Source organism: Noviherbaspirillum phoenicis, assembly GCF_047237965.1.
Classification (GTDB): domain Bacteria; phylum Pseudomonadota; class Gammaproteobacteria; order Burkholderiales; family Burkholderiaceae_D; genus Noviherbaspirillum_A.
On record NZ_JBDFLX010000001.1, the window covers coordinates 2,440,850 to 2,465,210 of the forward strand.

The 24,361-nt window shown below is 66.0% G+C and carries 24 protein-coding genes, 1 other RNA gene and 1 riboswitch; of the genes, 6 read left to right on the top strand and 19 right to left on the bottom strand.

Annotation, left to right across the window (positions count from 1 at the left end; genetic code table 11):
- Positions 1-46: 46 nt before the first annotated feature.
- Positions 47-3,133 (bottom strand): efflux RND transporter permease subunit, encoded by a 3,087-nt coding sequence (locus tag ABC383_RS11010; RefSeq protein WP_413013917.1) that lies wholly within the window; start codon positions 3,131-3,133, stop codon positions 47-49.
- A gap of 37 nt (positions 3,134-3,170) precedes the next feature.
- Positions 3,171-4,310 carry an efflux RND transporter periplasmic adaptor subunit gene (locus ABC383_RS11015; protein ID WP_413013918.1) on the bottom strand — a complete coding sequence of 380 codons (1,140 nt, stop codon included), beginning with the start codon at positions 4,308-4,310 and terminating at the stop codon, positions 3,171-3,173.
- Positions 4,311-4,451: 141 nt separating this feature from the next.
- On the opposite strand from ABC383_RS11015, the gene ABC383_RS11020 reads away from it, so the two are divergent.
- Positions 4,452-4,928: a MarR family winged helix-turn-helix transcriptional regulator gene (locus ABC383_RS11020; RefSeq protein WP_413013920.1), complete on the top strand. Its 477-nt coding sequence runs from the start codon at positions 4,452-4,454 to the stop codon at positions 4,926-4,928.
- Positions 4,929-4,952: 24 nt separating this feature from the next.
- Here the strand turns inward: ABC383_RS11020 and ffs are convergent.
- An RNA gene (gene ffs / locus ABC383_RS11025) (signal recognition particle sRNA small type) lies at positions 4,953-5,051 on the bottom strand.
- Positions 5,052-5,153: 102 nt separating this feature from the next.
- Positions 5,154-6,638 (bottom strand): 4-hydroxy-3-polyprenylbenzoate decarboxylase, encoded by a 1,485-nt coding sequence (ubiD, locus tag ABC383_RS11030; protein WP_413013922.1) that lies wholly within the window; start codon positions 6,636-6,638, stop codon positions 5,154-5,156.
- 586 nt (positions 6,639-7,224) lie between these two features.
- On the opposite strand from ubiD, the gene ABC383_RS11035 reads away from it, so the two are divergent.
- Positions 7,225-8,193: a transglycosylase SLT domain-containing protein gene (locus tag ABC383_RS11035; RefSeq protein WP_413013924.1), complete on the top strand. Its 969-nt coding sequence runs from the start codon at positions 7,225-7,227 to the stop codon at positions 8,191-8,193.
- Positions 8,194-8,260: 67 nt separating this feature from the next.
- Here the strand turns inward: ABC383_RS11035 and ABC383_RS11040 are convergent, their stop codons facing one another.
- The 15 genes from ABC383_RS11040 to glyA all read right to left on the bottom strand — a co-directional run bounded on the left by ABC383_RS11040 (position 8,261) and on the right by glyA (position 21,564).
- On the bottom strand, positions 8,261-9,427 hold the full coding sequence (locus tag ABC383_RS11040; protein WP_413013925.1) for a pyridoxal phosphate-dependent aminotransferase: 1,167 nt from the start codon (positions 9,425-9,427) through the stop codon (positions 8,261-8,263).
- A gap of 109 nt (positions 9,428-9,536) precedes the next feature.
- Positions 9,537-10,007 carry a transcription antitermination factor NusB gene (gene nusB, locus ABC383_RS11045; RefSeq protein ID WP_413013926.1) on the bottom strand — a complete coding sequence of 157 codons (471 nt, stop codon included), beginning with the start codon at positions 10,005-10,007 and terminating at the stop codon, positions 9,537-9,539.
- Positions 10,008-10,076: 69 nt separating this feature from the next.
- Positions 10,077-10,562, bottom strand: a complete 486-nt coding sequence (gene ribH, locus ABC383_RS11050) for a 6,7-dimethyl-8-ribityllumazine synthase (RefSeq protein WP_217345727.1) — start codon at positions 10,560-10,562, stop codon at positions 10,077-10,079.
- A gap of 83 nt (positions 10,563-10,645) precedes the next feature.
- The gene (gene ribBA / locus ABC383_RS11055) at positions 10,646-11,761 is read right to left on the bottom strand and encodes a bifunctional 3,4-dihydroxy-2-butanone-4-phosphate synthase/GTP cyclohydrolase II (RefSeq protein WP_413013928.1); all 1,116 of its coding nucleotides are present in this window, start codon (positions 11,759-11,761) and stop codon (positions 10,646-10,648) included.
- A gap of 70 nt (positions 11,762-11,831) precedes the next feature.
- Positions 11,832-12,758, bottom strand: coding sequence for a serine O-acetyltransferase EpsC (gene epsC / locus ABC383_RS11060; RefSeq protein ID WP_413013930.1), 927 nt, complete (start codon positions 12,756-12,758; stop codon positions 11,832-11,834).
- 158 nt (positions 12,759-12,916) lie between these two features.
- On the bottom strand, positions 12,917-13,537 hold the full coding sequence (locus tag ABC383_RS11065) for a riboflavin synthase (protein ID WP_413013931.1): 621 nt from the start codon (positions 13,535-13,537) through the stop codon (positions 12,917-12,919).
- Between the two features lie 13 nt (positions 13,538-13,550).
- Positions 13,551-14,642 carry a bifunctional diaminohydroxyphosphoribosylaminopyrimidine deaminase/5-amino-6-(5-phosphoribosylamino)uracil reductase RibD gene (gene ribD, locus ABC383_RS11070; RefSeq protein ID WP_413013933.1) on the bottom strand — a complete coding sequence of 364 codons (1,092 nt, stop codon included), beginning with the start codon at positions 14,640-14,642 and terminating at the stop codon, positions 13,551-13,553.
- A gap of 33 nt (positions 14,643-14,675) precedes the next feature.
- A complete protein-coding gene (locus tag ABC383_RS11075; RefSeq protein ID WP_413013935.1) occupies positions 14,676-15,191 on the bottom strand; it encodes a GspH/FimT family protein in 516 nt (171 codons plus the stop codon).
- Positions 15,188-15,652 (bottom strand): type IV pilin protein, encoded by a 465-nt coding sequence (locus ABC383_RS11080; RefSeq protein ID WP_413013937.1) that lies wholly within the window; start codon positions 15,650-15,652, stop codon positions 15,188-15,190. The genes ABC383_RS11075 and ABC383_RS11080 overlap by 4 nt, the downstream gene beginning before the upstream one ends.
- Positions 15,633-17,642, bottom strand: a complete 2,010-nt coding sequence (locus ABC383_RS11085; RefSeq protein ID WP_413013939.1) for a pilus assembly protein — start codon at positions 17,640-17,642, stop codon at positions 15,633-15,635. Before ABC383_RS11085 ends, ABC383_RS11080 begins: the two co-directional genes overlap by 20 nt.
- 1 nt (position 17,643) lies before the next feature.
- Positions 17,644-18,234, bottom strand: coding sequence for a pilus assembly PilX family protein (locus ABC383_RS11090; protein WP_413013940.1), 591 nt, complete (start codon positions 18,232-18,234; stop codon positions 17,644-17,646).
- Positions 18,231-19,106, bottom strand: a complete 876-nt coding sequence (locus tag ABC383_RS11095; protein WP_413013942.1) for a PilW family protein — start codon at positions 19,104-19,106, stop codon at positions 18,231-18,233. Before ABC383_RS11095 ends, ABC383_RS11090 begins: the two co-directional genes overlap by 4 nt.
- Entirely contained in the window at positions 19,103-19,528 is a 426-nt protein-coding gene (locus tag ABC383_RS11100; RefSeq protein WP_413013943.1) for a prepilin-type N-terminal cleavage/methylation domain-containing protein, read from the bottom strand. The genes ABC383_RS11095 and ABC383_RS11100 overlap by 4 nt, the downstream gene beginning before the upstream one ends.
- 209 nt (positions 19,529-19,737) lie before the next feature.
- Positions 19,738-20,208, bottom strand: a complete 471-nt coding sequence (gene nrdR, locus ABC383_RS11105) for a transcriptional regulator NrdR (RefSeq protein ID WP_413013944.1) — start codon at positions 20,206-20,208, stop codon at positions 19,738-19,740.
- Between the two features lie 108 nt (positions 20,209-20,316).
- Positions 20,317-21,564 (bottom strand): serine hydroxymethyltransferase, encoded by a 1,248-nt coding sequence (glyA, locus tag ABC383_RS11110; protein ID WP_413013946.1) that lies wholly within the window; start codon positions 21,562-21,564, stop codon positions 20,317-20,319.
- 99 nt (positions 21,565-21,663) lie between these two features.
- A riboswitch (ZMP/ZTP riboswitch) is annotated at positions 21,664-21,768 on the bottom strand.
- Positions 21,769-21,897: 129 nt separating this feature from the next.
- Here glyA and ABC383_RS11115 point away from each other — a divergent pair.
- The 4 genes from ABC383_RS11115 (at position 21,898) to ABC383_RS11130 (ending at position 24,357) form a co-directional block, all read left to right on the top strand.
- Positions 21,898-22,647 (top strand): SDR family NAD(P)-dependent oxidoreductase, encoded by a 750-nt coding sequence (locus tag ABC383_RS11115; protein ID WP_413013947.1) that lies wholly within the window; start codon positions 21,898-21,900, stop codon positions 22,645-22,647.
- Positions 22,648-22,707: 60 nt separating this feature from the next.
- Complete coding sequence (ybgC, locus tag ABC383_RS11120; protein WP_413013948.1) at positions 22,708-23,133, top strand: tol-pal system-associated acyl-CoA thioesterase; 426 nt, start codon at positions 22,708-22,710, stop codon at positions 23,131-23,133.
- A 94-nt stretch (positions 23,134-23,227) separates the two neighbouring features.
- Positions 23,228-23,926 (top strand): protein TolQ, encoded by a 699-nt coding sequence (gene tolQ, locus ABC383_RS11125; protein WP_194711527.1) that lies wholly within the window; start codon positions 23,228-23,230, stop codon positions 23,924-23,926.
- A complete protein-coding gene (locus ABC383_RS11130) occupies positions 23,926-24,357 on the top strand; it encodes an ExbD/TolR family protein (RefSeq protein ID WP_413013950.1) in 432 nt (143 codons plus the stop codon). The genes tolQ and ABC383_RS11130 overlap by 1 nt, the downstream gene beginning before the upstream one ends.
- The last annotated feature ends 4 nt before the right edge of the window (positions 24,358-24,361 follow it).

Genomic DNA, 24,361 nt, shown 5'->3' on the forward strand with positions numbered 1-24,361 from the left:
AATCCAAACCGGCCATCCGAAGCATTTTGAAATGGATGGCCTCGGATCAGTTTTGCCTAAACAATTCCCCTGGTACCGCCAGTTCCACCACCGGCCCCTTGCCGCTGTAGCGGTCCAGGAAAAGATAGATCACCGGCGTGATGAACAGCGTGATCACCTGCGACACGAGCAGGCCGCCGACGATGGCCACGCCCAGCGGCTGGCGCAGTTCGGCGCCGGCGCCCAGGCCCAGCGCAATCGGCAGCGCGCCCATCAACGCGGCCAGCGTGGTCATCATGATCGGGCGGAAGCGCAGCAGGCAGGCCGAGCGTATCGCCTCGGCCGGGGCCATGCCCTGGTTGCGCTGCGCATCCAGCGCGAAGTCGATCATCATGATGGCGTTCTTCTTCACGATGCCGATCAGCATCAGGATGCCGATGGTGGCGATCAGGGTCAGCTCGAAATTGAACAGCCGCAGCGCCAGCAGCGCGCCCACCACCGCCGACGGCAGTCCGGCCAGGATGGTGACCGGGTGGATATAGCTTTCATACAGCACGCCCAACAGGATGTAGATCACCACCACCGCCAGCACCAGCAGCACCACCTGGCTCGATTGCGAGGACTGGAACACCGCGGCGTCGCCGGCATAGCTGGTGATGATGTTGGCCGGCAGCCGCAGCTCGGCCTTGAACTGGTCGATCTTCGCGGTGGCGTCGCCCAGTGGCACATCCGGCGCCAGGTTGAAGGAGATGGTGACCGCCTGCAGCTGGCCCTGGTGGTTCACCGAGATCGCGCCGGCGGCCCGCTCCACGCTGGCCACGCTGAGCAGCGGCACCAGCGTGCCGGTCTTGCTGCGCACGAAGATGTTGTTCAGGTCGCCCTCGTCCTGGCCGCCCCAGTTGGCGTCCTGCAGGATCACCTGGTAGCTGTTGCTGCTGGTGAAAATGGTCGACACCTGGCGGTCGCCGAAGGCGCTGTAGAGCGCGGTGCGGATGTCCTGCACCTGCACGCCGGCGGCATTGGCGCGGTCGCGGTTGATGTTGACCATCGCCTGCAGGCCCTTCAACTGCGAGTCGCTGGTGACGTCGCGAAACACCGGGTCGGCGCGCAGCCTGGCCTGCATCTTTTCCGCCCAGGCATTGAGCTCATCGGCCTTCACGCTCTGCAGCACATACTGAAAGCGGCTCTTGCTGATGCGTCCGCCCAGCCGCAGGTTCTGCACCGGCGTCAGGTACACCGACAGGCCGGGCACGTCGCGCACCTTGCGCCGCAGCTGCTCCACCACCGCGTCCATCGCCATCCGCTCGCTGCGCGGCTTCAAGCCAAGGAACATGCGGGCGCTGGTGCCGTCCGACAGGCGCGAGGTCACGCTGTCGACATTCGGATCGTTGCCGATAATGTCGGCCGCGGTCTGCGTCAGTGCCGACATCGCCTGGTAGGACGCATCCTGCGGGCCTTCCAGCGTCACGCTGATCTGGCCGATGTCTTCATTCGGGAAGAAGCCCTTGGGCATGCTGACGAACATCAGCACGGTCAGCGCGAAGGTCGCCAGCGCCACCGCCAGCACCAGCAGGTTGTGCTTCAGGCACCAGTCCAGGCTGGCGCGGTAGGCATCGAGCACCGCATTGAAGCCGCGCTCGAAGCCGCGGCTGACCCAGTTGTCGCGGGCATGGCCCTCATGCTTCAGGTAGCGGCTGCACAGCATCGGCACCAGGGTCAGCGACACCAGCGCCGAGACGATGATGGCCAGCGACACCACCGCCGCGAACTCATGGAACATCAGGCCGATCACGCCCGGCATGAAGAAGATCGGGATGAAGACCGCAATCAGCGAGATCGAGATCGACAGGATGGTGAAGCCGACCTCGCGCGAGCCGACCAGCGCCGCCTGCATCGGCGCCATGCCATCCTCGATATGGCGCACGATGTTTTCCAGCATCACGATCGCGTCGTCCACCACCAGGCCGACCGCGATGGTGATGCCCAGCAGCGAGATATTGTCCAGGCTGTAGCCCAGCCAGTACATCAAGCCGCAGCAGCCGATCAGCGAGATCGGCAGCGACACCACCGGAATCGCAGTGGCCGACAGGCGCTTCAGGAACAGGAAGATCACCAACACCACCAGCACCACCGTCAGCGCCAGCGTGAAGTTCACGTCATGGATGGCCTCGCGTATCGACAGCGAGCGGTCGTTCAGTTCCTTGACCTCGATCGAGGCCGGCATCTGCGCGCGAAACTGCGGCAGCGTCGCCTTGACCGCATCGACCACCGCCACCGTGTTGGCGTTCGGCTGGCGCTGCACCGCCAGCACGATGGACGGCTCCTTGTTGACCCAGCTGCCGCTGCGGGTGGACTCGACGCTGTCTTCCACCGTCGCCACGTCCTTCAGGCGGGTGGCGACGCCGTCGCGGCTGCTGATCACCAGCTCGCTGAAGGCGGCGGCATTGGGCAGCTGGCGGTTGGCCTGCAGCGTCAGGCTCTGGCGCGGGCCGTCCAGCACGCCCACCGGGCTGTTGGCATTGGACGAGCGCACCGCGGCGGCCAGTTCGTCCATGGTCATGTTGCGGGCGGCGAGCTGTTCGGGCCGGGCCTTGATCCGCACCGCATAGCGGCGCTGGCCGTAGACATTGACCTGGGCCACGCCTTCTATCGTCGACAGCGAGGGCGAGATCAGGTTTTCGGCGTAATCGTTCAGGTCGGCCAGCGAGATCGACGGCGACGTCAGCGCCACCAGGAGCACCGCGGCGTCGGCCGGATTGACCTTGCGGTAGGCCGGCAAGGCCGTCATTTCCACCGGCAGGCTGCGCTGGGCGCGCAAGAGCGCCGCCTGCACGTCCACCGCGGCGGCGTCGATGTCGCGGTTGGGCGCGAATTCCAGCGTGATCGAGGTGTTGCCCAGCGTATTGGTGGAACTGATGGTGGCCAGGCCGGCGATGGTGGAGAACTGCTTCTCCAGCGGCGTGGCGACCGAGGCCGCCATGATTTCGGGACTGGCGCCCGGCAGCACACCGGTCACATTGATCACCGGGGTGTCATAGCTGGGCAGCGCGGCGATCGGCAGCCGGGTATAGGCAAAGGCGCCGGCCACCACGATGGCGATGGCCAGGAGCACGGTCATGACCGGGCGGCGTATGCAGAGTTCGGAGATATTCACGGGATGCCTGGTGAAAGGTTGCGACCGGCCCTGCCGGTCATGCGTCGGCGGCGGTGCGCGGCGTCTGGCCCTGCCCGCTCTGCGCTTCCTTCACGCGCGCGCCGGGCCGCAGGTTCTGCGCGCCCTCGACCACGACGCGCGCGCCCGGCTGCAGGCCGCCGACCGCGGCCTGTCCGCCGTCGATATGCAGGACCGTGACCTTCTGCACCGCTACCGTGTTGTCGGGCTTGACCAGGTAGACGAATTTTTCGGTCGGCCCGGTGACGATGGCCTGCGCCGGCACCACCACCGCCTGCGGCAGCGTGCGCGACACCATGCTGACATTGACGAAGGTGCCCGGCCACATCATGCGCTGCTGGTTGGAAAACAGCGCCTTCATCTTGATGGTGCCGCTTTGCGGGTCGGACGCGCTGTCAATGAAAACCAGCTTGCCTTCCACCCGCCGCTCGCCGGCCAGTTCCGCCGTGACCGGCGCTTCGCCGTTCGGGTAGCTGGCCAGCAGGTTGGACAATTCCCGCTCCGGCAGCGCGAAGGTGACGGTGATCGGGTCGAGCTGGGCGATGGTCAGCATCGGCGCACCGGCGGGCTGGGCCAGGCTGCCGGGATGGACGCTGATGGCGCCGATGCGGCCGTCCATGCTGGCGACGATGCGGTTGTTGCCGAGCGCGATCGCATTGCTGCGGATGGCGGCTTCGTCGGCCTGCAGCGTGCCGCGCAGCGCATCGACCTTGCTGCGGGCGGTTTCGACCACCGCCTGCGACACGAAATTCTTCGCTGCCAGTTCCTGGTTGCGGCGCAGGGCGCTTTCCGCCTCCACCAGATCGGCCCGGTCGCGCGCCACCTGGGCGCGGGCGCGTTCGACGTTGGAGGTGTCGCTGCGCTGGTCCAGCGTAAACAGCAGTTGCCCGGCGCGCACGTCCTGCCCTTCCTGCACATGCACCTCGCGCACGATGTTCTGGGTCTGCGGCCGCACATCCACCATCTTGAGCGCACTCACGTAGCCATTGGCGCGCACGGTGATCGCCACCGGCTTCTGCTGCGCCGTCGTGCTGCGTATGCTTAGCGCCGGCGCCGCCTTGGCGACGGCTGGCGCCGGGCGGCTCTGGTAATAGTGGTAGCCGGCGCCGGCGGCCAGCAGTACGGCGGCGGTCAACAGCAGGGAACGGACAGGACGCATGATGAACGGAAGAATAATGGGGGCAGCCAGGCGGGCCGACACGAAAAACGTATCGTAAAAGAAATATGGTAGCAATGCTATTGAATAGCATAGCATACGGCCTGTCGTTGTTTGAAAGTGTGGTTGGCAATGCGAAAAGACTTGGAAAACCTGCCTGATGCCGAAATGTATCCGAAGCTGCTGGCGCGGCTGATCGGCGAAGTATCGCGCGCCTGGCGTTACGAAATGAACCGCGCGCTGCGGCCGCTGGGCCTGAACCTGTCGATGCGGCAGGTGCTGGTGCAGCTGCAGCGCAATCCTGGCGGGCTGATGCAGGCGGAGCTGGCGCGCAACCTGGGCATAGAAGGCCCGACGCTGGTGCGGCTGCTGGACAAGCTGGAGGAAAAAGGCTGGATCGCGCGCATCGTCGCCACCGACGACCGGCGACGCAAGTATTCAGTGCTCACGCCCAAGGCGGCGGAACAGGTGCGGCTGCTTGAATCGCTTTCCGAGGACCTGCGCAGCAGCATGATGGCCGGCCTGACAACCCAGCAACTGGACCAATGCTCGCAGGCGATGACGCGCATCCGCGACAATCTCTACGGCTTGCAGGACGGCAGAACGGAAAACCAGGAATGAAACGGGGGGAAGACGATAAAGGAAGGAGGCGAGCCTTGTCTGCGGCACTTATGGTGAACGGCTGTGGCTGCTTCGTTCCCGACCTGACCAGGTTGGCCATGCCACAATGCGCAGGGGCCCGCCAGCCGGCATTCTAGCAGCAAAGCCGGCGCCGTGTGCCGGATTCTTGGTACTCGGGCACACGCGCCAGCCGCTTGGCGAACTGATTCTTCCTGTTCCTGCCGATCAGATCCCCAGTTGCTGCCACAGGGCATCGACCCGGCGCTTGACGTCCTCGCTCATCTCGATCGGCACACCCCATTCGCGGCTGGTTTCGCCCGGCCATTTATTGGTTGCGTCGATGCCCATCTTGCTGCCCAGGCCGCTGACCGGCGAGGCGAAGTCGAGATAATCGATCGGGGTGTTGTCCACCAGCGTGGTGTCGCGGGTCGGGTCGACCCGGGTGGTGATGGCCCAGATCACTTCCTTCCAGTCGCGGATGTTGACGTCCTCGTCGACCACCACGATGAACTTGGTATACATGAACTGGCGCAGGAAGCTCCAGACGCCGAACATCACCCGCTTCGCATGCCCGGCATAGGCCTTCTTCATCTGCACCACCGCCATCCGGTAGCTGCAGCCTTCCGGCGGCAGGTAGAAGTCGGTGATTTCGGAAAACTGCTTCTGCAGCAGCGGGATGAACACCTCGTTCAGCGCCACGCCCAGGATCGCCGGCTCGTCCGGCGGCTTGCCGGTATAGGTCGAGTGATAAATAGGGTTGCGCCGCATCGTGATGCGGTCGATGGTGAACACCGGGAACATGTCCTGCTCGTTGTAATAGCCGGTATGGTCGCCATACGGCCCTTCCAGCGCATGCTCGTAGCCGCTCGGATGGCTTTCGTCGGGATAGATATGTCCTTCCAGCACGATCTCCGCCGACGCCGGCACCCGCAGTTCGCTGCCGATGGCCTTGGTCAGTTCGGTCCGGCTGCCACGCAGCAGGCCGGCGAACTGGTATTCGGACAAGCTGTCCGGCACCGGCGTCACCGCGCCCAGGATGGTGGCGGGATCGGCGCCCAGCGCCACCGCCACCGGGTAGGGCTTGCCGCGGTTGACGATGCCGTGCTCGCGAAAATCCAGCGCGCCGCCACGATGGGCCAGCCAGCGCATGATGACCTTGTTGCGGACCAGCACCTGCTGGCGGTAGATGCCGAGGTTCTGCCGTTTCTTGTTCGGCCCTTTCGTGATCACCAGGCCCCAGGTGATCAGCGGCGCCACATCGCCCGGCCAGCAATGCTGGATCGGCAGGCGGCCGAGGTCCACGTCATTGCCTTCCCACACCACTTCCTGGCAGCGGGCGCCGCGCACTTCCTTCGGCGCCATGTCCCAGACCGCCTTGACCAGCGAGCCCATGCCCATCATGTCGCGCAAGCCCTTGGGCGGCTCGGGCTCCTTCAGCGTGGCCAGCACATGGCCGATCTTGCGCAGTTCGCCGACATCGTCCGCGCCCATGCCCAGCGCCACCCGGCGCGGCGTGCCGAACAAATTTCCGAGAACCGGAACGTCATGGCCGGTGGGATGGTCAAAAAGTAAAGCCGGGCCACCCGCGCGCAGCACCCGATCGCAGATTTCCGTCATCTCCAGGTGTGGAGAAACCGGGGTCGTTACATGGCGAAGTTCGCCAATTGCATGCAATTGGGCAATAAAGTCGCGCAAATCAGCATATTTCATGTTTATTGATATTTTTCAAAGGTGGGTTTTTGCATGAATAACATGATTTTAAGTCACTGATTTTATTCATGTTTACGGAAACGCACGGCCAAGCTATATATCTATAAGTTATAGAAATAAGTATTTATATTATTGACTCGATATATTCGGGTTTATACAATGCGGCCAACGCGATCGAAATTGTTAACAAAGCAACACTAATTCGGTTGCACTCAGCTTACGGGGTTCGGGGCCCCAACGACATTTTAAGGAGTGTTTTCGCAAGGCGTCAGCCTTATCCCCCGACAACGTTATCGGACACCGACCCGCCACGGCCTGGCCGCGGTCTGTGAAAGATGACTCCGCCGCTTGCCCGTGCGCTCCCAGCGACGGCAGGCGATCGTTCTGATACGCGGCAAGCCAAGCAAACGATTTACCTGTGTGCGTCACCCGCAGGGATGTGCTTTGCCGCGCTGATAGAGGAGTACAAATGTTGACGAGTTCAATAGGGCCAGCGCAGCCAGAGGAGAAAGCGCCCGGGGCGAACGCCCGGACCCGATTGCGGGAATTGCTGACTGCCCCCGGCACAATGCAGCGTGTTCGCGTTGTGGCGCACCGTACCGTTCTGGTGGCGGGCGTCAGCGCAATCGGCGCAATCGGCGTGATGTTCGTCAAGCCCGAACTGACCGACCATATCAAGGCGATGTCGCCGTTTGCCGCGTCCGGCACGCAGCAGGCAGCGGCCTCCCCGGCGCCCGGCCCGGTTGTGCTGGCGGCAGCACCTGTAGCGCCCGTATCAGCCATGCCGGCCATCCAGCCGGCAGCTGCGCCTTCCCAGGCGCCCGCTCAACTGGTTCAGGCCACGCTGCCGGCCACCCCGGTGGCCGCCGCAGCCGCTCCCGAGCAGGCCAATGCCGTCGAGCATGCCGCCAGCATTCCGGCGACCGAAGGCAAGGAAGTTGCTTCGAAAGAACAGAAGTTCGTCACCAACTGGCTGGCCAAGCGTTACCGCGTCGCCGGCGATGCGGCCAACATGCTGGTCGGCGCAACCTATCGCACCGCCAGGGAAGTCAAGATCGACCCGCTGCTGGTGCTGGCGGTCATGGCCATCGAGTCCGGCTTCAATCCCTTCGCAGAGAGCCCGGTGGGCGCGCAGGGGCTGATGCAGGTGATGTCCAAAGTCCACCATGACAAGTTTCAGCCGCTCGGCGGCGTCAAGGCGGCGCTGAACCCGGTGGCCAACATCAAGGTTGGCGCCACCATCCTGAAGGAATACGTCAGCCGTGGCGGCTCGGTGGAGTCGGGACTGAAGATGTACGTCGGCGCAGCCGCATTCGAAAACGACGCCGGCTATGGCTACAAGGTGCTGGCCGAGTACAAGCGGCTCAAGGACGTGGCCAGCGGCAAGTCGGTCCCCTGGACCTCGTCGAACGCTGCCACGGTGGCGGCCAAGACGCCACCCAAGCCGACGCCGCAGCCTGCCGCCGAAGAAAAGGTGGATGTGCTGACCCAGGCCGAAACGCCTTCGCTGCGCGAGAACACGCAGGACCGGGACGGCATCGTCGCCGCGCTCTGACAGCTTGGCGGTCTCCCAGCCTGATCGCCTTCCAACCTGAAAGCCGCCGGCAGCCCGGCGGCTTTTTTCATGCCTTGAAAAACACGCGCAGCCGGCTGACCGCTTCCTGCAGGTTTTCCATCGACGTCGCATAGGAAACCCGGATGTACTGGTGAGCGGTGTACGGCCCAAAGTCCAGGCCAGGCACCATCACCACGCCCGCCTCGTTGAGCATCTGCAGCGTCAGGCGGTCGGCATCGTCGGACAGCGCGCTGCAATCGGCATACACGTAGAACGCGCCATCCGGCGTCACCGGCACGTTGAATCCCAGTTCCCGCAGGGCCGGCACGATATAGTCGCGCCGGCGCCGGAACTCGGCCTTGCGCTCTTCATAAATGGCTATCGCTTCCGGCGTGAAGCAGGCCACGCCGGCATGCTGGGCGATGCTGGAAGCGCAGATGAACAGGTTTTGCGCCAGTTTCTCGATGGCCCGGACCATGTTTTCCGGCACCACCAGCCAGCCCAGGCGCCAGCCCGTCATGTTGAAGTACTTGGAAAAGCTGTTGATGACGATGATGTCCTCGCCCAGCGACAGCGCCGAGAACGGCGCCTCATCGTAGGTCAGCCCCTGGTAGATCTCGTCGACGATAGTGAAGCCGCCCTTCTCCCGCACCATGCCGGCGATGCGGCCCAATTCGTCATGCGCGATCGAGGTGCCGGTGGGATTCGACGGCGAAGCCAGCAGCACGCCGCGGGTGGCGTCGTTCCAGTGTTCCCGCACCATCGCCTCAGACAGCTGGAAGCGGTGTTCCGGGCCGCTGGGCACCATGCGCGCCCGGCCTTCGAAGGCGGCAACGAAATGCCGGTTGCAGGGATAGGACGGGTCGGGCATCAGCACTTCGCTGCCCGGCTCCACCAGCGCCGCGCAGGCCAGGAGCAGCGCCGCCGAGGCGCCGGCGGTGATGATGATGCGGCCGGGCGCGATGTCTAAGCCATACACCTGGCGGTAATGGTCGGAAATCGCATCGCGCAGCGCCGGCAGCCCGGTCGCGGCGGTGTATTGCAGCTGGCCGTCGGCCATCGCGCGGGTGGCGGCCGCCACCACCGGCGGCGGCGCGGTGAAGTCCGGCTCGCCGATGCCCATGTGGATGATGCTGCGCCCTTCCCGCTCCAGCCGGGTCGCCATCTTGGCCAGCTCCATGACATGAAACGGTGCGATATGGTCGAGGCGGGAGGCGAGATGGTTCAGATCCATGAACAGCAATCCTTGACGGTCGGGGTGGGAACGGGAAAGTGATGCGGCCGGAGCAGGCTCCGGCCGGAAGTGTGATGCTTGCAGCCTGCTTGCCGGGCGCTGTTCAGGCTCAGGCGCCGCGGGCGGCGCCGGTTTCCACCGTGCGCACCCTGGCGGCCAGCTTGTCGAGCACGCCGTTGACGTACTTGTGGCCGTCGATGCCGCCGAAGGACTTGGTCAGCTCGACCGCCTCGTTGATCACCACCTTGTAGGGAATCTCCAGGTGGTGTTCCAGCTCATAGGCGCCGATCAGCAGCGCCGCATGCTCGATCGGCGAGAGCTGGTCCAGCGGCCTGTCGATCAGCGGCGCGATCTGGGCGCGCAGCTTGGCGACGTCGCGGATGGCGCCGTGCAGCACCGTGTCGAAATGCGCGGCATCGGCCTTGTCGAAGCCATGCGCCTGGCGGATATGGGCGTCGATCACGCCCGAGTCTTCATTGTTGAGCAGCCACTGGTAGAGGCCCTGGAGCGCGAACTCGCGCGCGCGGTGGCGCGGGGTGCGGTTCTTGCTGGGATTGGCATGCTGGGATTTCTGGTTCATGACGGCCTTGGTCCGCGCGAGGCGGACATACGTTCGGATTAACTAGGTAAGGGGAAGCGTCCTTTCGGATCACTCTTCTTCGCTGACTTCGGCCAGCTCTTCCAGCGCCATCGCCAGATTGGCCATCTCGACCGCGACGCGGCCGGCATCGGCGCCCTTCTCTGCCATGCGCACTTCCGCCTGCTCATCGTTTTCGGTGGTGAGCACCGCATTGGCGATCGGGATGCCGTAGTCGAGGCCGACGCGGGTGATGCCGGCGCCGGACTCGTTGGACACCAGTTCGAAGTGATAGGTCTCGCCGCGGATCACCGCGCCGAGCGCGACCAGCGCGTCGAACTGGTGGGTTTCCGCCATTTTCTGCAGCGCCAGCGGGATTTCCAGCGCGCCGGGAACGGTGACATGCAGCACGTCCTCGTCGGCCACGCCGAGGCGCTTCAGTTCGGCCAGGCAGGCGGAGAGCAGGCCATGGCAGACATCCTCGTTGAAACGGGCCTGGACGATACCGATACGCAGACCCTGGCCGTCCAGGTTGCTTTCATAGATGCCAACTGTCATTTTCTTCCTTCGTGCGCCTAAGCGTCATTCGTTGATCAGCGGAGACGGCAGCCTGCAGGCGCGCCGCCTCCCGAGTAGTCTGTTTAATTTTCCGGGCAGGCCCGAAAGCCCATCACTTCCAGGTCGAAGCCTGTCATGGACGGCATCTTGCGCGGGCTTGCCAGCAGCGTCATCTTGCCCACGCCCAGGTCTTTCAGGATCTGGGCGCCGATGCCATAGGTGCGCAGGTCCATGCGCGCGCTGCGCGACGGGGCACGCTCCTGCTGCGGCGCGGCCAGCGCTTCGAACTGGGCAAACATCTGGTCGGCCGATTCCTCGCAGTTGAGCAGCACCACCACGCCGCGCTCGGCCGCCTTGATGGCTTCCAGCGCCGAGGCCATGGTCCAGGAGTGGGTGGTCACTTGGTTTTCCAGCAGGTCCAGGATCGACACCGGCTGGTGTACCCGCACCAGGCTTTCCAGTTCCGGCGACAGCTCGCCCTGCACCAGCGCCAGGTGCGCGCCGCGGCTGGGCTTGTCGCGATAGGCGATGGCGCGGAAGGTGCCGTGCGCGGTCTGCATGGTGCGCTCGGCCACCCGTTCGACGATGCTCTCGTGCTGGCTGCGGTAATGGATCAGGTCGGCAATCGTGCCGATCTTCAGGTTGTGTTCGCGGCCGAATTCGATCAGGTCGGGCAGGCGCGCCATGCTGCCGTCGTCCTTCATGATCTCGCAGATCACCGCGGCCGGCGTCAGGCCCGCCAGTTCGGCGAAGTCGCAACCGGCTTCGGTATGGCCGGCGCGCATCAGCACGCCGCCCTTGACGGCCTTCAGCGGAAAGATATGGCCGGGCTGCACGATGTCGGACGGCCTGGCGTTGCGCGCCACCGCGGTCTTGATGGTGGTGGCGCGGTCGGCCGCGGAAATGCCCGTGGTCACGCCTTCGGCGGCCTCGATCGATACGGTGAAATTGGTGCCGTAGGACGTGCCGTTACGGGAAGTCATCATCGCCAGGTTGAGCTGGTCGCAGCGCTCCTCGGTCAGCGTCAGGCAGATCAGGCCGCGGCCGTATTTGGCCATGAAGTTGATGGCTTCGGGAGTGACGAACTCGGCGGCGAGCACCAGGTCGCCCTCGTTTTCGCGGTCTTCCTCGTCGACCAGGATGACCATGCGGCCGGCGCGCAGCTCGGCAACGATTTCTTGCGTAGTTGAAAGAGACATAAGACAGTTCCAGGGACAGACCGCTATTTTAATGGATTTGCCATGCGGCCCGGCGCTTATTGCCGCCCGATCATTCCGGGCAATTGCTGCGGGCGTCGGCCTGGGACACATTGCTGCCCGGCGCCACGTCATGGGTCAGCCAGACATTGCCGCCTATGGTCGAGCCGCGGCCGATGGTGATGCGGCCAAGGATGGTGGCGCCGGCATAGATCACCACGTCGTCCTCGACGATGGGATGACGGGCATTGCCCTTGATCAGCGCGCCGGTGGCGTCGGCCGGGAAACGGCGCGCGCCCAGGGTGACGGCCTGGTACAGGCGCACATGCTGGCCGATGATCGCGGTTTCTCCAATGACCACGCCGGTGCCGTGGTCGATGAAGAAGCTGCCGCCGATCTGCGCCGCCGGATGGATGTCGATGCCGGTGTCGGAATGGGCGATGTCGGAAATCAGCCGCGCCACCAGCTTGGCGTCGAGCCGGTACAGCGCGTGCGCCAGCCGGTAGTAGATCACGGCCACGGTGCCGGGATAGCACAGCAGGATCTCGGAGATGCTGGTGGCCGCCGGATCGCCCTGGTAAGCGGCCTGCAGATCGCTGACCAGCAGCGCCCGGATCGCCGGCAACTGGCTGGCGAATTCACGGGTGATCTGCTGCGCCCGCTCGGTCAGCTGCGCGCCGGTGAGCTTGCCGGCGTCGGTGCCGAACACCAGTCCGCGGCGCACCTGCTCCGACAGCAGCGACAGCGTGGTGTTGAGGGTATCGCCGACGAAGTAGTCGATGCTTTCGTCGGTCAGCCCGGCGCGGCCGTAATGCGTCGGAAACAGCGCCGCGCACAGGCCCTGCAGTATGCCCACCAGCGCCGCCTTGGAAGGCAGTTCACGGATATTGCCCTGGTACCGGATCTTGTGCGTGACCTCGCGCGAATCGCGCAGTTGCGCGACCACCGTGTCGAGGTTCCAGTGTGCCGGGGCGGAAGCGCCGGGAAGGGTGTCAGCCATAGTGTGTCCTGTCGGTCTGGTGCCGGTCGATGCGGATCGACGGCCTTGGATTGCAATGTCCCCGGATTATAGAAGCGCATTGCAAAACGCACAGGAAGCGCCCGCGCGACGAGGCCGCGCCAGGAGCGTGGCGACCGGGCGCCGCGCTCCAATGCGGGTCAGGACACGCCCTTGGCGCTCAGCATGCGCTCGACATAACGCGCAATCAGGTCGATTTCCAGGTTCACCTTGCTGCCGGCCTGCAGGTGCTTCAGGGTGGTGACCTGTATCGTGTGCGGGATCAAGTTGATCGAGAACTCGCAGCCGCCGGCGGTATCTTCCACCCGGTTCACGGTCAGCGACACGCCGTTGACCACGATGGAACCCTTGTAGGCCAGGTACTTGCCCAGTTCGCGCGGCGCTTCCACCACCAGCTCCCAGGACTCGCCCACCGGCTCGAAACGGCGCACCGTGCCCAGGCCGTCGACATGGCCCGACACCAGGTGGCCGCCCAGGCGGTCGGCCAGGGTCAATGCCTTTTCCAGGTTGACTTCACCCGGCCGGTCCAGTCCGGCGGTGCGGTTCAGGCTCTCGCGCGAGACATCGACGTCGAACTGGCTGTCGGTCTTGGCGACCACGGTCATGCAGGCGCCGTTGATGGCGATCGAATCGCCGATGGCGACGTCGGCCAGCGGCAGGCCGCCGGCATCTATCGTCAGGCGCACGCCGGCATCGGCGGCGCTGCCCAGGGGCGTCAGGGTCTGTATGCTGCCGACGGCAGCGACGATTCCGGTAAACATAAGCAGATTCAGTTCAGGGAAAACGGGCAAGGATACGCAAATCCGGGCCGAGTTGCTTGACTTCATGGAAGGCCAGCCGCGGCTGGCCGCCCAGTTCCTGCAGCGCCGGCAGGTCGAACATGCCCTGCGCATCGCCCAGCAGCGTCGGCGCCAGGTACAGCAGCAGCTCGTCGACGCAGCCTTCACGCAGCAGCGAGCCGTTGAGCTTGAAGCCCGCCTCGACATGCAGCTCGTTGATCTGGCGCCGCCCGAGTTCCTGCAACAGCTGCGGCAAATCCACCTTGCCGCGTGCATTCGGCAGCAGCAGCACCTCGGCGCCGCGCTCGCGCAAGCGGGCCTGTTTTTCGGCATCCGGCTGCGCAGCCACGATCCAGGCGCCGCCGCCTTCCAGGATGCGGGCGTTTGGACTGATCTGCAGGCGACTGTCGATCACGATGCGCTGCGGCTGGCGCGGCGTGTCGACGGCGCGCACCGTCATCTGCGGATCGTCCTCCAGCACGGTGCCAATGCCAGTCAGCACGGCGCAGGCACGCGCCCGCCACCAGTGGCCGTCGTCGCGCGCCGCTTGCGAGGTGATCCACTGGCTCACGCCGTTATGCAGCGCGGTACGGCCGTCCAGGCTGGCCGCCGCCTTCATCCGCACCCAGGGAGTGCCGCGCTCCATCCGCGAAAGAAAACCGATGTTCAGTTCCCGCGCCTGCTGCGCGAGCAGCCCGCTTTCGGTGGCGATGCCGGCGGCGCGCAGCACGGCCATCCCCTGCCCGGCCACCAGCGGATTGGGGTCCTGCATCGCCGCCACCACCCTCGCCAGGCCGGCCGCCACCAGCGCGTCGGCGCAGGGCGGCGTGCGGCCGTGGTGGCTGCACGGCTCCAGCGTGACGTAGGCGGTGGCGCCGCGCACATCGTGGCCTCTGGCGGCGGCGTCGCGCAGCGCCTGGACTTCGGCATGGGGACCGCCGGCGGCCTGGGTATGGCCGGCGCCCAGCAGCATGCCGTCGCGCACGATGACGCAGCCCACGCGCGGGTTCGGGGAAGTGATGAACATGCCTTTTTCGGCCCAGTCCAGGGCCAGCTGCATGGCTTGCAGGTCGGAAGTGAGATGCACGACGGTGTGTTTTGCAGGGAAGAGGCGGCTATTCTAGCAATTCGACTTGTCGCGTTCCGGATTGCAGGCGCGCGGGCGGCCGAGCAGGTTGACGATGATCCTGCGCCGGAGGTCGCCGGCGCTGAAGTCCCATGAGCCGGCCTGTGTGCCGCCGGCGCTGGTGCGGCTGCGTCCATTGGCGCCATACACGAGATAAGGCACGCGGTCGTCGTTGAAGTTGCTGGCGATGGCAATGCCGGCCGGCGGCGGGCCATGGCTGGCGACGATGTCCTCGCCCGCATCGGGCCGCAGGTTGCCATTGCGGTCGACCAGCACCATCCAGCCGCTGTCCCAGCCGGCGCCTGTCGCCAGCAGCACCACCGGCGCGCCGCGGCGCAGGGCTTCGGAGCGGGTCAGGGTCACGGCGGCGAAGAAATCATTGACGGTGGTCGTGAGCCTTTGCCGCTGCAGCAGCGCCTGCAGCGATGGCGCCGCCATCCCCAGCAACAGCGCCGCGAGCGCCAGAACGGCAAGCATCTCCAGCAGCGTATGGCCGGCGCGCCGGTTCATGGCCAGCAGGCGGCAAGCCTGCCATCGGCCCACCGCCGGCCACGGCTATCGAGCCGCAACACGCCGCAGTCGGGATCGGCATGGCTGGCCCGCGCGCCGGGGCCGCCCGGACGGGCGGCGACGCTCACGCAGCGCTCCAGGCTTTCGCCTTCGCAGGCAGTGGCGCTGAGGGTGTAGGCGCTGTCGGCCGGGCTGGCGCCGGAGTGAAATTTGAAGGGGCCGGGCGCCGCGGCATCGAAGGCATGGTAGCGGCCGTGGCGCGAAAAATGGCGTTCCTGCTGCTGCATCAGCATCAGCAATGCCGCCCTCGCCTCGGCCCGGCGCTGGCTGTGCGCCAGGCTCTGCCAGCTCGCAGCGCCGACGGCCGCCAGCGCCGCGCAAATCGCCAGCGTCACCAGCACTTCCGGCAGCGTATGGCCCGGGAGGGCATGAGCGCCCGCCCTATCTCTGCGATGCCGCATTACGCATGGCCTCCCAGTCAGCGACCTCGCGCCAGCCCAGGCGGCCGGCGCGTGACCTGCGCACGATGGACGCCGCCGGCTGGCCGCCGGCACTGCCGCCAATGACGGTATGCCGCGTTTCCACCGTGCCGGTGCCCGCACCGCCGCCTTCCGCCTGCCCCGGCTGGGCCGGTCGACGCTCGGCGATGACGTTCAGCGTCCGTGCCGCCTGCATCGGCACGGACAGCCAGGGCGCTGCGGTGCCGGACGGCGACAGGCCGTTTTGCGCATTCAGCAGATACAGGCTGGCGCTGGACCCGCATGCGGAAGCGCCGGGCAGCATGGTGACGATGGTCGCCACGCCATCCTCGATCAGCGGGCTGACAAGCAGGCGCTCGCCGGGAACCGGGAAATCGAGCAGCCAGCCTGCGGCTGCGCTGGCGCCGCCGTCAAGCCGGTAGGCCCCTGCCTTGTCCGTGACCAGCTTGCGCACGGCCAGGTCGGCACGCGTCAGGGTAGGCGTGGTCGCGGCCTGTGTGTCCGCGACGGCATAAAGCGACTGCACCGACTTGTCCTGCGCATCGTCGGCTTCCAGCAACCGGCCGGTGCCGAACAGCAGCAGCAGGCCGCCATCGCCGCGATATAGCGCACGCGGCGCGCTGGTGATGGGCTGACGCCGGCCGCTCGCATCGGTGGCGACGAACAGCGGCTGGCCGGAACCGGCGGCCTGCGGCCAGGGCGGCTGGCCGGCGCTGAAGTCGAGCCGCCACAGCCGGCCCTGCAGATCGCCGGCATAGGCCAGCCGCACGCTGCCATCGACGTCCGGAATCAGCGCCGGAGGCGCCAGGCCATTGGGCAGCGCGGCGCTGCCGGCGGGCAGCAGAAACTTGAAGTAGTTGCGGTTCTGCTGCCATGGCGCGGCTGGGTCCTTGTCGAGCGAGAGCAGGAACAGCGCGCCCGGCCCGGCCGGGTTCGACCGCCCCTCGCCGTCGGCGCGCTGGCTGTTGTAGCCGGACGCGGCCACGATGAAGTCGCCGTATTGCCCGGGGCCGGTACGAAAGCGCGCCAGTGCCGGCGGCTGAAAGACATTGCCGATATCGGGATCGTCGCTGTCGGTGAACTCCAGCAGCACGCCGTCGCCGCCGGCAAAGCGCGCCGGATTGCTGACATCGAGCGCGAACACGCCCTGCGCACCGCCGCCGAGGCCGCCGGCCAGCACGGTTTTCCAGGCGCCCCGCACCAGGGCATTGCCGGCGGCCAGGCCGCCTTCGGCATAGGGACTGGCGGCGAAGGCCGACGTGGGCAAGCGCGGCCATTGCGGCCGCAGCGCCAGCGGCAGGTAGGCAAACAGTTCATTGCCGGTGGCCGCGTCGAAGCCGTGCAGCATGCCGTCGTTGGCCTGCAGATAGACCGCGGCCGGCCGGCTTGCGTACGCTGCCAGGAATGACGGATAGCGCGCATCGGCGCTTGCCGGCGGCGGCGCATCCACGAACAGCGGCGCGCCGACCACCGCCGCGCCCAGGAGGCTCGCGCGGCGCCGGTATGGGCCTTGCCGGGAACCGGCTTCCAGTGCGCGTTCGCCGCGCAGGTAGGCTACCCGGCTGGCGCCCCCGTCGTCGGCGCCGGTCGACAGCAGCGACTGGCCGGCCGGGTCCAGCATGGTCCAGTCAAGGGGAATGGTGCGCAAGCGGTTACCGTCACGCTGGCCGGTATAGAGCGCGCGCATCGCCGGATCGCGCCTTTCCAGCAGGGCAGCGGCATCCCATGCCGGTGCGTCGGCGGGCACGGGCCGGCCGGACTGGTCATGCATCAGCGCATATTTTTTCAGGCTGCCATCCATGCCTGAGTCGCTGGCGACCGCCTGATAGAGCGCGGCCGCGGCCGGATCGATGCCGCTGGCAGCGCAGGCGCCGGCCCGTGCCAGTTGCGCGGCATTGGCCAGGTCGAGCGAAGGCATGGCAGCCGCCAGCCCGGGCAGCAGCAATAGAGGGGCCAGCAATGCGCATCGCATGTCAGCCTCCCCCCACGCGCCGGTACCAGGCCTGCAGCAGCACCCAGGTATCCTCCTGGGCGCCGAAACCGACCGCGCTGATGCGATAAAGCGTGCCGGCGCCGGCCAGGTCGGCGCTGCTGCCGGCGCGGCGGTCGGGATAGGCTTCGATCAGGTAGCGCGGCCGGCGGGCCGGCAGTGCGCCGCCGCCGGCCGGCATGGCTTGGCCGGTGAAGCGTCCATATGCAATGCTGCGCATCGTGGCTTCGCCTTCATCACGGAAGTCGACGGCAAGCCAGGCCGGCGCGGCGCCCTGACCGGCGCACAGGCCCAGTAGCGGATTGGCGGCGCCGGCGCCGCAGCCGGCCGGGAACACTGGCGCGGCCGAAGCAAGCAGCGCGGCACGCGGACTGGCGCCGGCCGGCTGTTCGATATCGCGCTGGGCGTCGAGCAAGGCGGCTTCGGCAGCCTGGAAGGCCGTCTTGCGGTCGCGATCGTTGCGCGCCGCCCGCTCTTCCTGCAGCGCAATCCGGGCGCCCGACAGGCCCAGCATCAGCGCCACCGCCATCACCAGCAGGCACATCAGCAGGGCACTGCCGGCGGCACGGCTCATGGCGCCTCCTGGACGCGATTGCGCAAATACACGGTAGCGCCGTAGATCCGGCGCGACAGCCTGCGGCTGGCGGCAGGAAGCTCGGCCACCTGGATCACCGTGCCGGGATCGGCGCTGCCCTCGTAGGCCGCACCGAACAGCGCGTAGCTGCCGGCGCCGCTGGCGTCGGCGTCGGCCTGCGTGCCACGCGCCAGCAACGCGATCCTGACCGCGCCCACCGCCTGCCAGGCGCCGGCCTGCGCCTGCACGGCGGTGGCGCTGACGAAGCGGTCCGGAGCAGCCCCAGGCTGCGCCTCGATGCCGTACAGCACCTGGAAGCCCTCGATGCCGCGCACCAGCGCGTCGGACTTCCAGCCGCCGGGACCGCGGTATTTGCAGCGCAGCTCCGGTTCGCCGCCGGCGTCATTGGCGATGTAGAAAATGCTCCAGCCGCCTTGCCCGCCATCGGCGCCGACGGCCGCGCCGGCACAGTTCTGTATCGCGCCATCGCCGCCGCCCTCCCCGCTGCCCTCGAAGCGCAAGGCCAGCACGTCGCTGCCATTGACCGTGCTCCCATACGGGCCGGCTATGCCATCGGCGGCATCCCTGAGCGACCTTGCGTCCAGCCCGGCGACGGGCTGCAGCGCCGCCGCACCACTGCCGGCCACGCCCCAGTCGCGGTGGCCGGCCTGCCGCACCGCCCGGCTGATCAGTTCCAGCGCGAAGCGGCCGTTCTCTTCCAGCCGGGCTCGATCATCATGCAGCAGGTAGGCGGCGCGTACAGCCAGCAGCAGGGAGATCGCGGCCAGCACCAGCATCATGCCGATCGCCAGCGCCACCATCAGTTCGGGCAGGGACAAACCGGCCGCATGCCGGCGCGGCGCGCGCTTCATGGCTGCGCCGGCGCAACGACGATCACCACGCCCGGATGCGGCACGGCGCCGTCGGCCCCGCTGCGCCAGCCCAGCTTGACCACCTGCGGGCCGGGCGGCTCGCCGCCGCAGGCCCATCGATAGGCGCCGGCCGCCTCATCCCAGGGCGAGGCATCCTGGCAGATCAGCGCCCGGCCGGCGGGAAGCGCCGCGGCAACCCGGGCCTGCCAGGCTGCCTGTTCGGCCGCATCGGGCGCTGCGCCGGCGCGCAGGCGTTCAGCCATGTCGACCGCCAGCTGCATTGCCACGCCATGCAGCGCGGACTGCCGAGTGGCATGCAGCGAACGCCATTGCAGTTCAAGCAGGCTCAGTGCACCCAGCGACATCAGGCACAGCACGATCAGCACTTCGATCAGGGTAAAGCCGCGCGCAGTATTTCCCATGGTCGCAAACTCCGGCAATAGCCCGCCAGCCGCAGGAGCGGCGGGACGGGACATGCGAGACGAAAGGCGTGGGCAGTGTTCTTGCGACCGTCCGGCTCAGGCTGGACAGATCAGGCGAACACCGTTCCGGACTGCGACCCGATGGGCACGCGCAGCGAGACAGGCGGACAGACAACCGACTTCTGTGTATGGACTTTTGAGGCTACGGACTATTTCTGGGGCTTCTTGCGGTCGGGGTCGATTTCCGCGATCACATCGCGGAATTCGGCGACATCCTGAAAACTGCGGTACACCGAAGCGAAGCGTATGTAGGCAATCTTGTCCAAACGCTGCAATTCGGCCATGACGAGTTCGCCGACCTGGCCGGACGGAATTTCGCGCTGGCCGCTGGAACGCAGCTTTTCCTCGATGTGCTGGATCGCGGTGTCCACCGCGTCGGCCGGCACCGGCCGCTTGCGCAGGGCCAGCATCATCGAGGCGCGCAGCTTGGATGGTTCAAAATTGGTGCGGCTGCCGTTTTTCTTGACGATGACCGGCATTGCCAGTTCCACCCGTTCATAGGTGGTGAAGCGCTTTTCGCAGTAATTGCAGCGACGCCTGCGGCGGATGCTGTCGCCTTCCTCGGACACCCGGGTGTCGAGGACTTGCGTGTCTTCGTGCTGGCAGAAAGGACATTTCATGAGCGGGCACCGGAAGCGACAGCCATTGGAGAATGGGCAACGAGTATAAGGGCCGCCTGTCGGCTCGTGCAACCGGCAGGCGGGATGCGCCGCGATGGCGCCCGGCGATTACGCCGCGTAGACCGGGAAGGCGTCGGTCAGCTTCTTCACCTCGGCCTTGACGCGATCGATGGTGGCGGCGTCATGCGGATTGTCGAGCACGTCGGCGATCAGGTTGCCGACCTTGACTGCCTCGGCCTCGCCGAAGCCGCGGGTGGTCATCGCCGGGCTGCCCAGGCGGATGCCGGAAGTGACGAATGGCTTTTCCGGGTCGTTCGGGATCGCGTTCTTGTTGCAGGTGATGTGGGCCGAACCGAGGATGGCTTCGGCTTCCTTGCCGGTGATTTTCTTGGCGCGCAGGTCGACCAGCATCACGTGCGACTCGGTGCGACCGGAGACGATGCGCAGGCCGCGCTCGATCAGCGTGTTGGCCAGCGCCGCGGCATTCTTCACCACCTGCTGCTGGTAGGTCTTGAATTCCGGGCTCAGCGCCTCCTTGAACGCCACCGCCTTGCCGGCGATGACATGCATCAGCGGGCCGCCCTGGATGCCGGGGAAGATCGCCGAATTGATGGCCTTCTCGTGCTCGGCCTTCATCAGGATCACGCCGCCGCGCGGGCCGCGCAGCGACTTGTGGGTGGTGGAGGTCACGAAATCGGCATGCGGCACCGGGTTCGGGTACACGCCGGCGGCGATCAGGCCGGCATAGTGGGCCATGTCGACCATGAAGTAGGCGCCGACTTCCTTCGCGATTTTCGCGAAGCGCTCGAAATCGATGCGCAGCGCGTAGGCGGAAGCGCCGGCGATGATCATTTTCGGCTTGTGCTCGCGGGCCAGCCGCTCCATGGCTTCATAGTCGATCTCTTCCTTCTCGTCCAGGCCGTAGGACACGACGTTGAACCATTTGCCGGACATGTTCAGCGCCATGCCGTGGGTCAGGTGGCCGCCTTCGGCCAGCGACATGCCCATGATGGTGTCGCCGGGCTTCAACATCGCGAAGAACACGCCCTGGTTGGCCTGGGAGCCGGAATTGGGCTGGACGTTGGCGGCTTCGGCGCCGAACAGCTCCTTCAGGCGGTTGATGGCCAGGGTCTCGGCCACGTCCACGTACTCGCAGCCGCCGTAGTAGCGCTTGCCGGGATAGCCTTCCGCATACTTGTTGGTGAGCTGGCTGCCCTGGGCTTCCATCACCGCGGGCGAGGTGTAGTTTTCGGAGGCGATCAGCTCGATATGTTCCTGCTGGCGGGTGTTTTCGAGCTGGATGGCGGACCAGAGTTCAGGATCGACTTTGGCGATGGTGTGGTCTTTGGCAAACATGGAGTACTCCAATCGATGGGGACGGACAGCAACGATGCGATGGGATGAAGGCCAGCCGGAATGCAGGGGGAATGACGGCAGCCTCAATCTACTTACCATCTTGGCTGCCCAGGCGCACGGCTGTTGAAATCTCACGCTTCCCGGTGGATGCCCACCTTGCGCCGGATGCAGAGTTCCGGCTTTTCGCCAGTCACGTGAGACGAAATGGTCCGCGCATTGTAGATTAACGGCCCATTTTGAGCAAGATTGGTGCGCCGCCGCACCTGCGGCTGCTTACCCTTTCAGCTACAATTTCCGCTTTTCGGTTCGTTCATCCACCGTTTAGGAATTTCCATGATTGTTCTGGTTACTGGCGCAACCGCCGGCTTTGGCGCCGAAATGGCCCGTAAATTCGTGGCCCATGGCCACAGGGTGATCGCGGCCGGCCGCCGCAGGGAACGCCTGGACGCGCTCGCCGGCGAACTGGGCGCGGCGCTGCTGCCGGTCGAAATGGATGTGACCAGCAAAGACTCCATCGACGCCGCGCTGGCCGCGCTGCCGGCGGACTGGAAAGAGATCGACGTGCTGGTCAACAATGCCGGCCTGGCGCTGGGCGTGGAGCCGGCGCACAACGCCTCGCTGGACGAGTGGGAAACCATGATAGACACCAACTGCAAGGGCCTGGTGACGATGACGCGGCGCGTGCTGCCGCAGATGGTGGCGCGCGGCAGCGGCCTGATCATCAACATCGGTTCGGTGGCCGGCGGCTATCCCTACCCCGGCGGTAATGTCTACGGCGCCACCAAGGCCTTCGTCGACCAGTTCACGCTGAACCTGCGCGCCGACCTGGTCGGCACCGGCGTACGCGCGACCAATATCGCGCCCGGCCTGTGCGGCGGCACCGAGTTTTCCAATGTGCGCTTCCGCGGCGACGATGCCGCCGCCGCCAAGGTGTACGAAGGCACCGAGCCGCTCACCGCCGCCGACATCGCCGAAACCGCTTACTGGATCGCCACGCTGCCCAGGCATGTGAATATCAACATGATCGAGATGATGCCGACTTGCCAGGGCTTTTCGGCATTTACCGTCAAACGCAAGCAGTAGTAGAATGTTTGCGCCGCAACATAGGCGCATTTCACAAGGGAAAGTTCTGAAAGTCGTTCGATGACCGCAGCACAGTTCACCTGGACGATACGCGTCTATTACGAAGATACCGACACGGGCGGCATTGTTTTCTATGCCAATTACCTGAAGTTCTTTGAACGGGCGCGTACCGAATGGCTGCGCGCGGCTGGTGTGGAACAGCAACAACTGGCGCAGTCCCATGGCGTGATGTTTGTTGTGCGCAGCACCGCAGTGGACTACCATGCGCCGGCGCGGCTGGATGATGAATTGACGATCAGCGTGAAGGTGGAGCGGCTGGGCCGCGCGTCGGTGCAGTTTTTCCAGGAAGCCTGGCGCGCCACGCCGGCCGGGCCCGAACTGCTCAGCACCGGCCGGATCAAGGTCGGCTGCGTTGACACCAATACCCTGCGCCCCGGCGCGATACCGGCGCAAGTATATGACCGGATCACGGACGACGCCGCATGACCGACTCCGCCAGTGCCGCCTTCAACGCCATGTGCCGTGTTGAACAGCGCCGCGCCTAACCAGACTGAATTCGTTTTACCGACAAGCCGATTCCATGACTCCCACCGCAGACCTGTCTTTTCTCCACCTGATTTCCAACGCATCGATTCTGGTGCAGCTCGTGATGGCGCTGCTGCTGGCCGTCTCGGCAATGAGCTGGACCTACATCTTTCGCAAGATGTTCGCGATCCGCAACGCCCGCGCCCAGACCGATGAATTCGAGCGGCTGTTCTGGTCGGGCGGCAATCTCGACGCGCTGTACCAGGACGCCACCTCGTCGCGCCGGCAGTACAAGAACGACAGCGGCGCGCTGGAGCGCATCTTCGAATCCGGCATGAGCGAGTTCAACAAGGCGCGCGCGATCGGCTCGCGGGCCGATGCCCAGGGCGCCGGCCCGCTGGAAGGCGCCCGCCGCGCGATGCGCGCGGCCTACCAGCGCGAGATGGATGCGCTGGAATCGCACCTGGCCTTCCTGGCTTCGGTCGGTTCGGTCTCGCCCTACGTCGGCCTGTTCGGCACGGTGTGGGGCATCATGAATGCCTTCCGCGGCCTGGGCAATGTGCAGCAGGCCACGTTGGCGACCGTCGCGCCGGGCATCGCCGAAGCACTGATCGCCACCGCGATCGGCCTGTTCGCGGCGATTCCGGCGGTAGTGGCCTACAACCGCTATTCCCATGACATCGACCGCCTGGCGATCCGCTTCGAAACCTTCATCGAAGAGTTTTCCAACATTCTGCAAAGGCAGGCGCGCTGATGGCCAATTCAAGCATGCGCGGCGGCCGTTCGCGCAAGTTCAAGTCCGAGATCAACGTCGTGCCGTATATCGACGTGATGCTGGTGCTGCTGGTGATCTTCATGGCCGCCGCGCCCATGGTGAACCCGAGCGTCATCAACCTGCCCACCGCCGGCAAGTCGGCGCTGCCGCCGCCGGAGTACATCCAGATCTCGCTGAAGCCGGACGAGGCGGCCAGTATCGGCATCACCGGAGGAAAGAGCGCGGGCTCGCAGCAGACCGTGTCGAGCCGGGCCGAACTGGTGCGGCGCCTGAAGGCGATGCATGCCGAGAATCCGGAGACGGCGATCATGATCGCCGCCGACAAGAACATCAAATACGATGAAGTGATCCAGATGGTGTCCGAGGCCAAGAAGATCGGTTTCGAGCGCGTCGGCCTGGCCACCCGCTAACACT

Coding starts and splice junctions, on each gene's coding strand:
- ABC383_RS11015 (WP_413013918.1), bottom strand. CDS start 4,310: ATGCGTCCTGTCCGTTCCCTGCTGTTGACCGCCGCCGTACTGCTGGCC.
- ubiD (WP_413013922.1), bottom strand. CDS start 6,638: ATGAAATATGCTGATTTGCGCGACTTTATTGCCCAATTGCATGCAATT.
- ABC383_RS11040 (WP_413013925.1), bottom strand. CDS start 9,427: ATGGATCTGAACCATCTCGCCTCCCGCCTCGACCATATCGCACCGTTT.
- nusB (WP_413013926.1), bottom strand. CDS start 10,007: ATGAACCAGAAATCCCAGCATGCCAATCCCAGCAAGAACCGCACCCCG.
- ribH (WP_217345727.1), bottom strand. CDS start 10,562: ATGACAGTTGGCATCTATGAAAGCAACCTGGACGGCCAGGGTCTGCGT.
- ribBA (WP_413013928.1), bottom strand. CDS start 11,761: ATGTCTCTTTCAACTACGCAAGAAATCGTTGCCGAGCTGCGCGCCGGC.
- epsC (WP_413013930.1), bottom strand. CDS start 12,758: ATGGCTGACACCCTTCCCGGCGCTTCCGCCCCGGCACACTGGAACCTC.
- ABC383_RS11065 (WP_413013931.1), bottom strand. CDS start 13,537: ATGTTTACCGGAATCGTCGCTGCCGTCGGCAGCATACAGACCCTGACG.
- ABC383_RS11075 (WP_413013935.1), bottom strand. CDS start 15,191: ATGAACCGGCGCGCCGGCCATACGCTGCTGGAGATGCTTGCCGTTCTG.
- ABC383_RS11080 (WP_413013937.1), bottom strand. CDS start 15,652: ATGCGGCATCGCAGAGATAGGGCGGGCGCTCATGCCCTCCCGGGCCAT.
- ABC383_RS11085 (WP_413013939.1), bottom strand. CDS start 17,642: ATGCGATGCGCATTGCTGGCCCCTCTATTGCTGCTGCCCGGGCTGGCG.
- ABC383_RS11090 (WP_413013940.1), bottom strand. CDS start 18,234: ATGAGCCGTGCCGCCGGCAGTGCCCTGCTGATGTGCCTGCTGGTGATG.
- ABC383_RS11095 (WP_413013942.1), bottom strand. CDS start 19,106: ATGAAGCGCGCGCCGCGCCGGCATGCGGCCGGTTTGTCCCTGCCCGAA.
- ABC383_RS11100 (WP_413013943.1), bottom strand. CDS start 19,528: ATGGGAAATACTGCGCGCGGCTTTACCCTGATCGAAGTGCTGATCGTG.
- nrdR (WP_413013944.1), bottom strand. CDS start 20,208: ATGAAATGTCCTTTCTGCCAGCACGAAGACACGCAAGTCCTCGACACC.
- glyA (WP_413013946.1), bottom strand. CDS start 21,564: ATGTTTGCCAAAGACCACACCATCGCCAAAGTCGATCCTGAACTCTGG.
- ABC383_RS11115 (WP_413013947.1), top strand. CDS start 21,898: ATGATTGTTCTGGTTACTGGCGCAACCGCCGGCTTTGGCGCCGAAATG.
- ybgC (WP_413013948.1), top strand. CDS start 22,708: ATGACCGCAGCACAGTTCACCTGGACGATACGCGTCTATTACGAAGAT.
- tolQ (WP_194711527.1), top strand. CDS start 23,228: ATGACTCCCACCGCAGACCTGTCTTTTCTCCACCTGATTTCCAACGCA.
- ABC383_RS11130 (WP_413013950.1), top strand. CDS start 23,926: ATGGCCAATTCAAGCATGCGCGGCGGCCGTTCGCGCAAGTTCAAGTCC.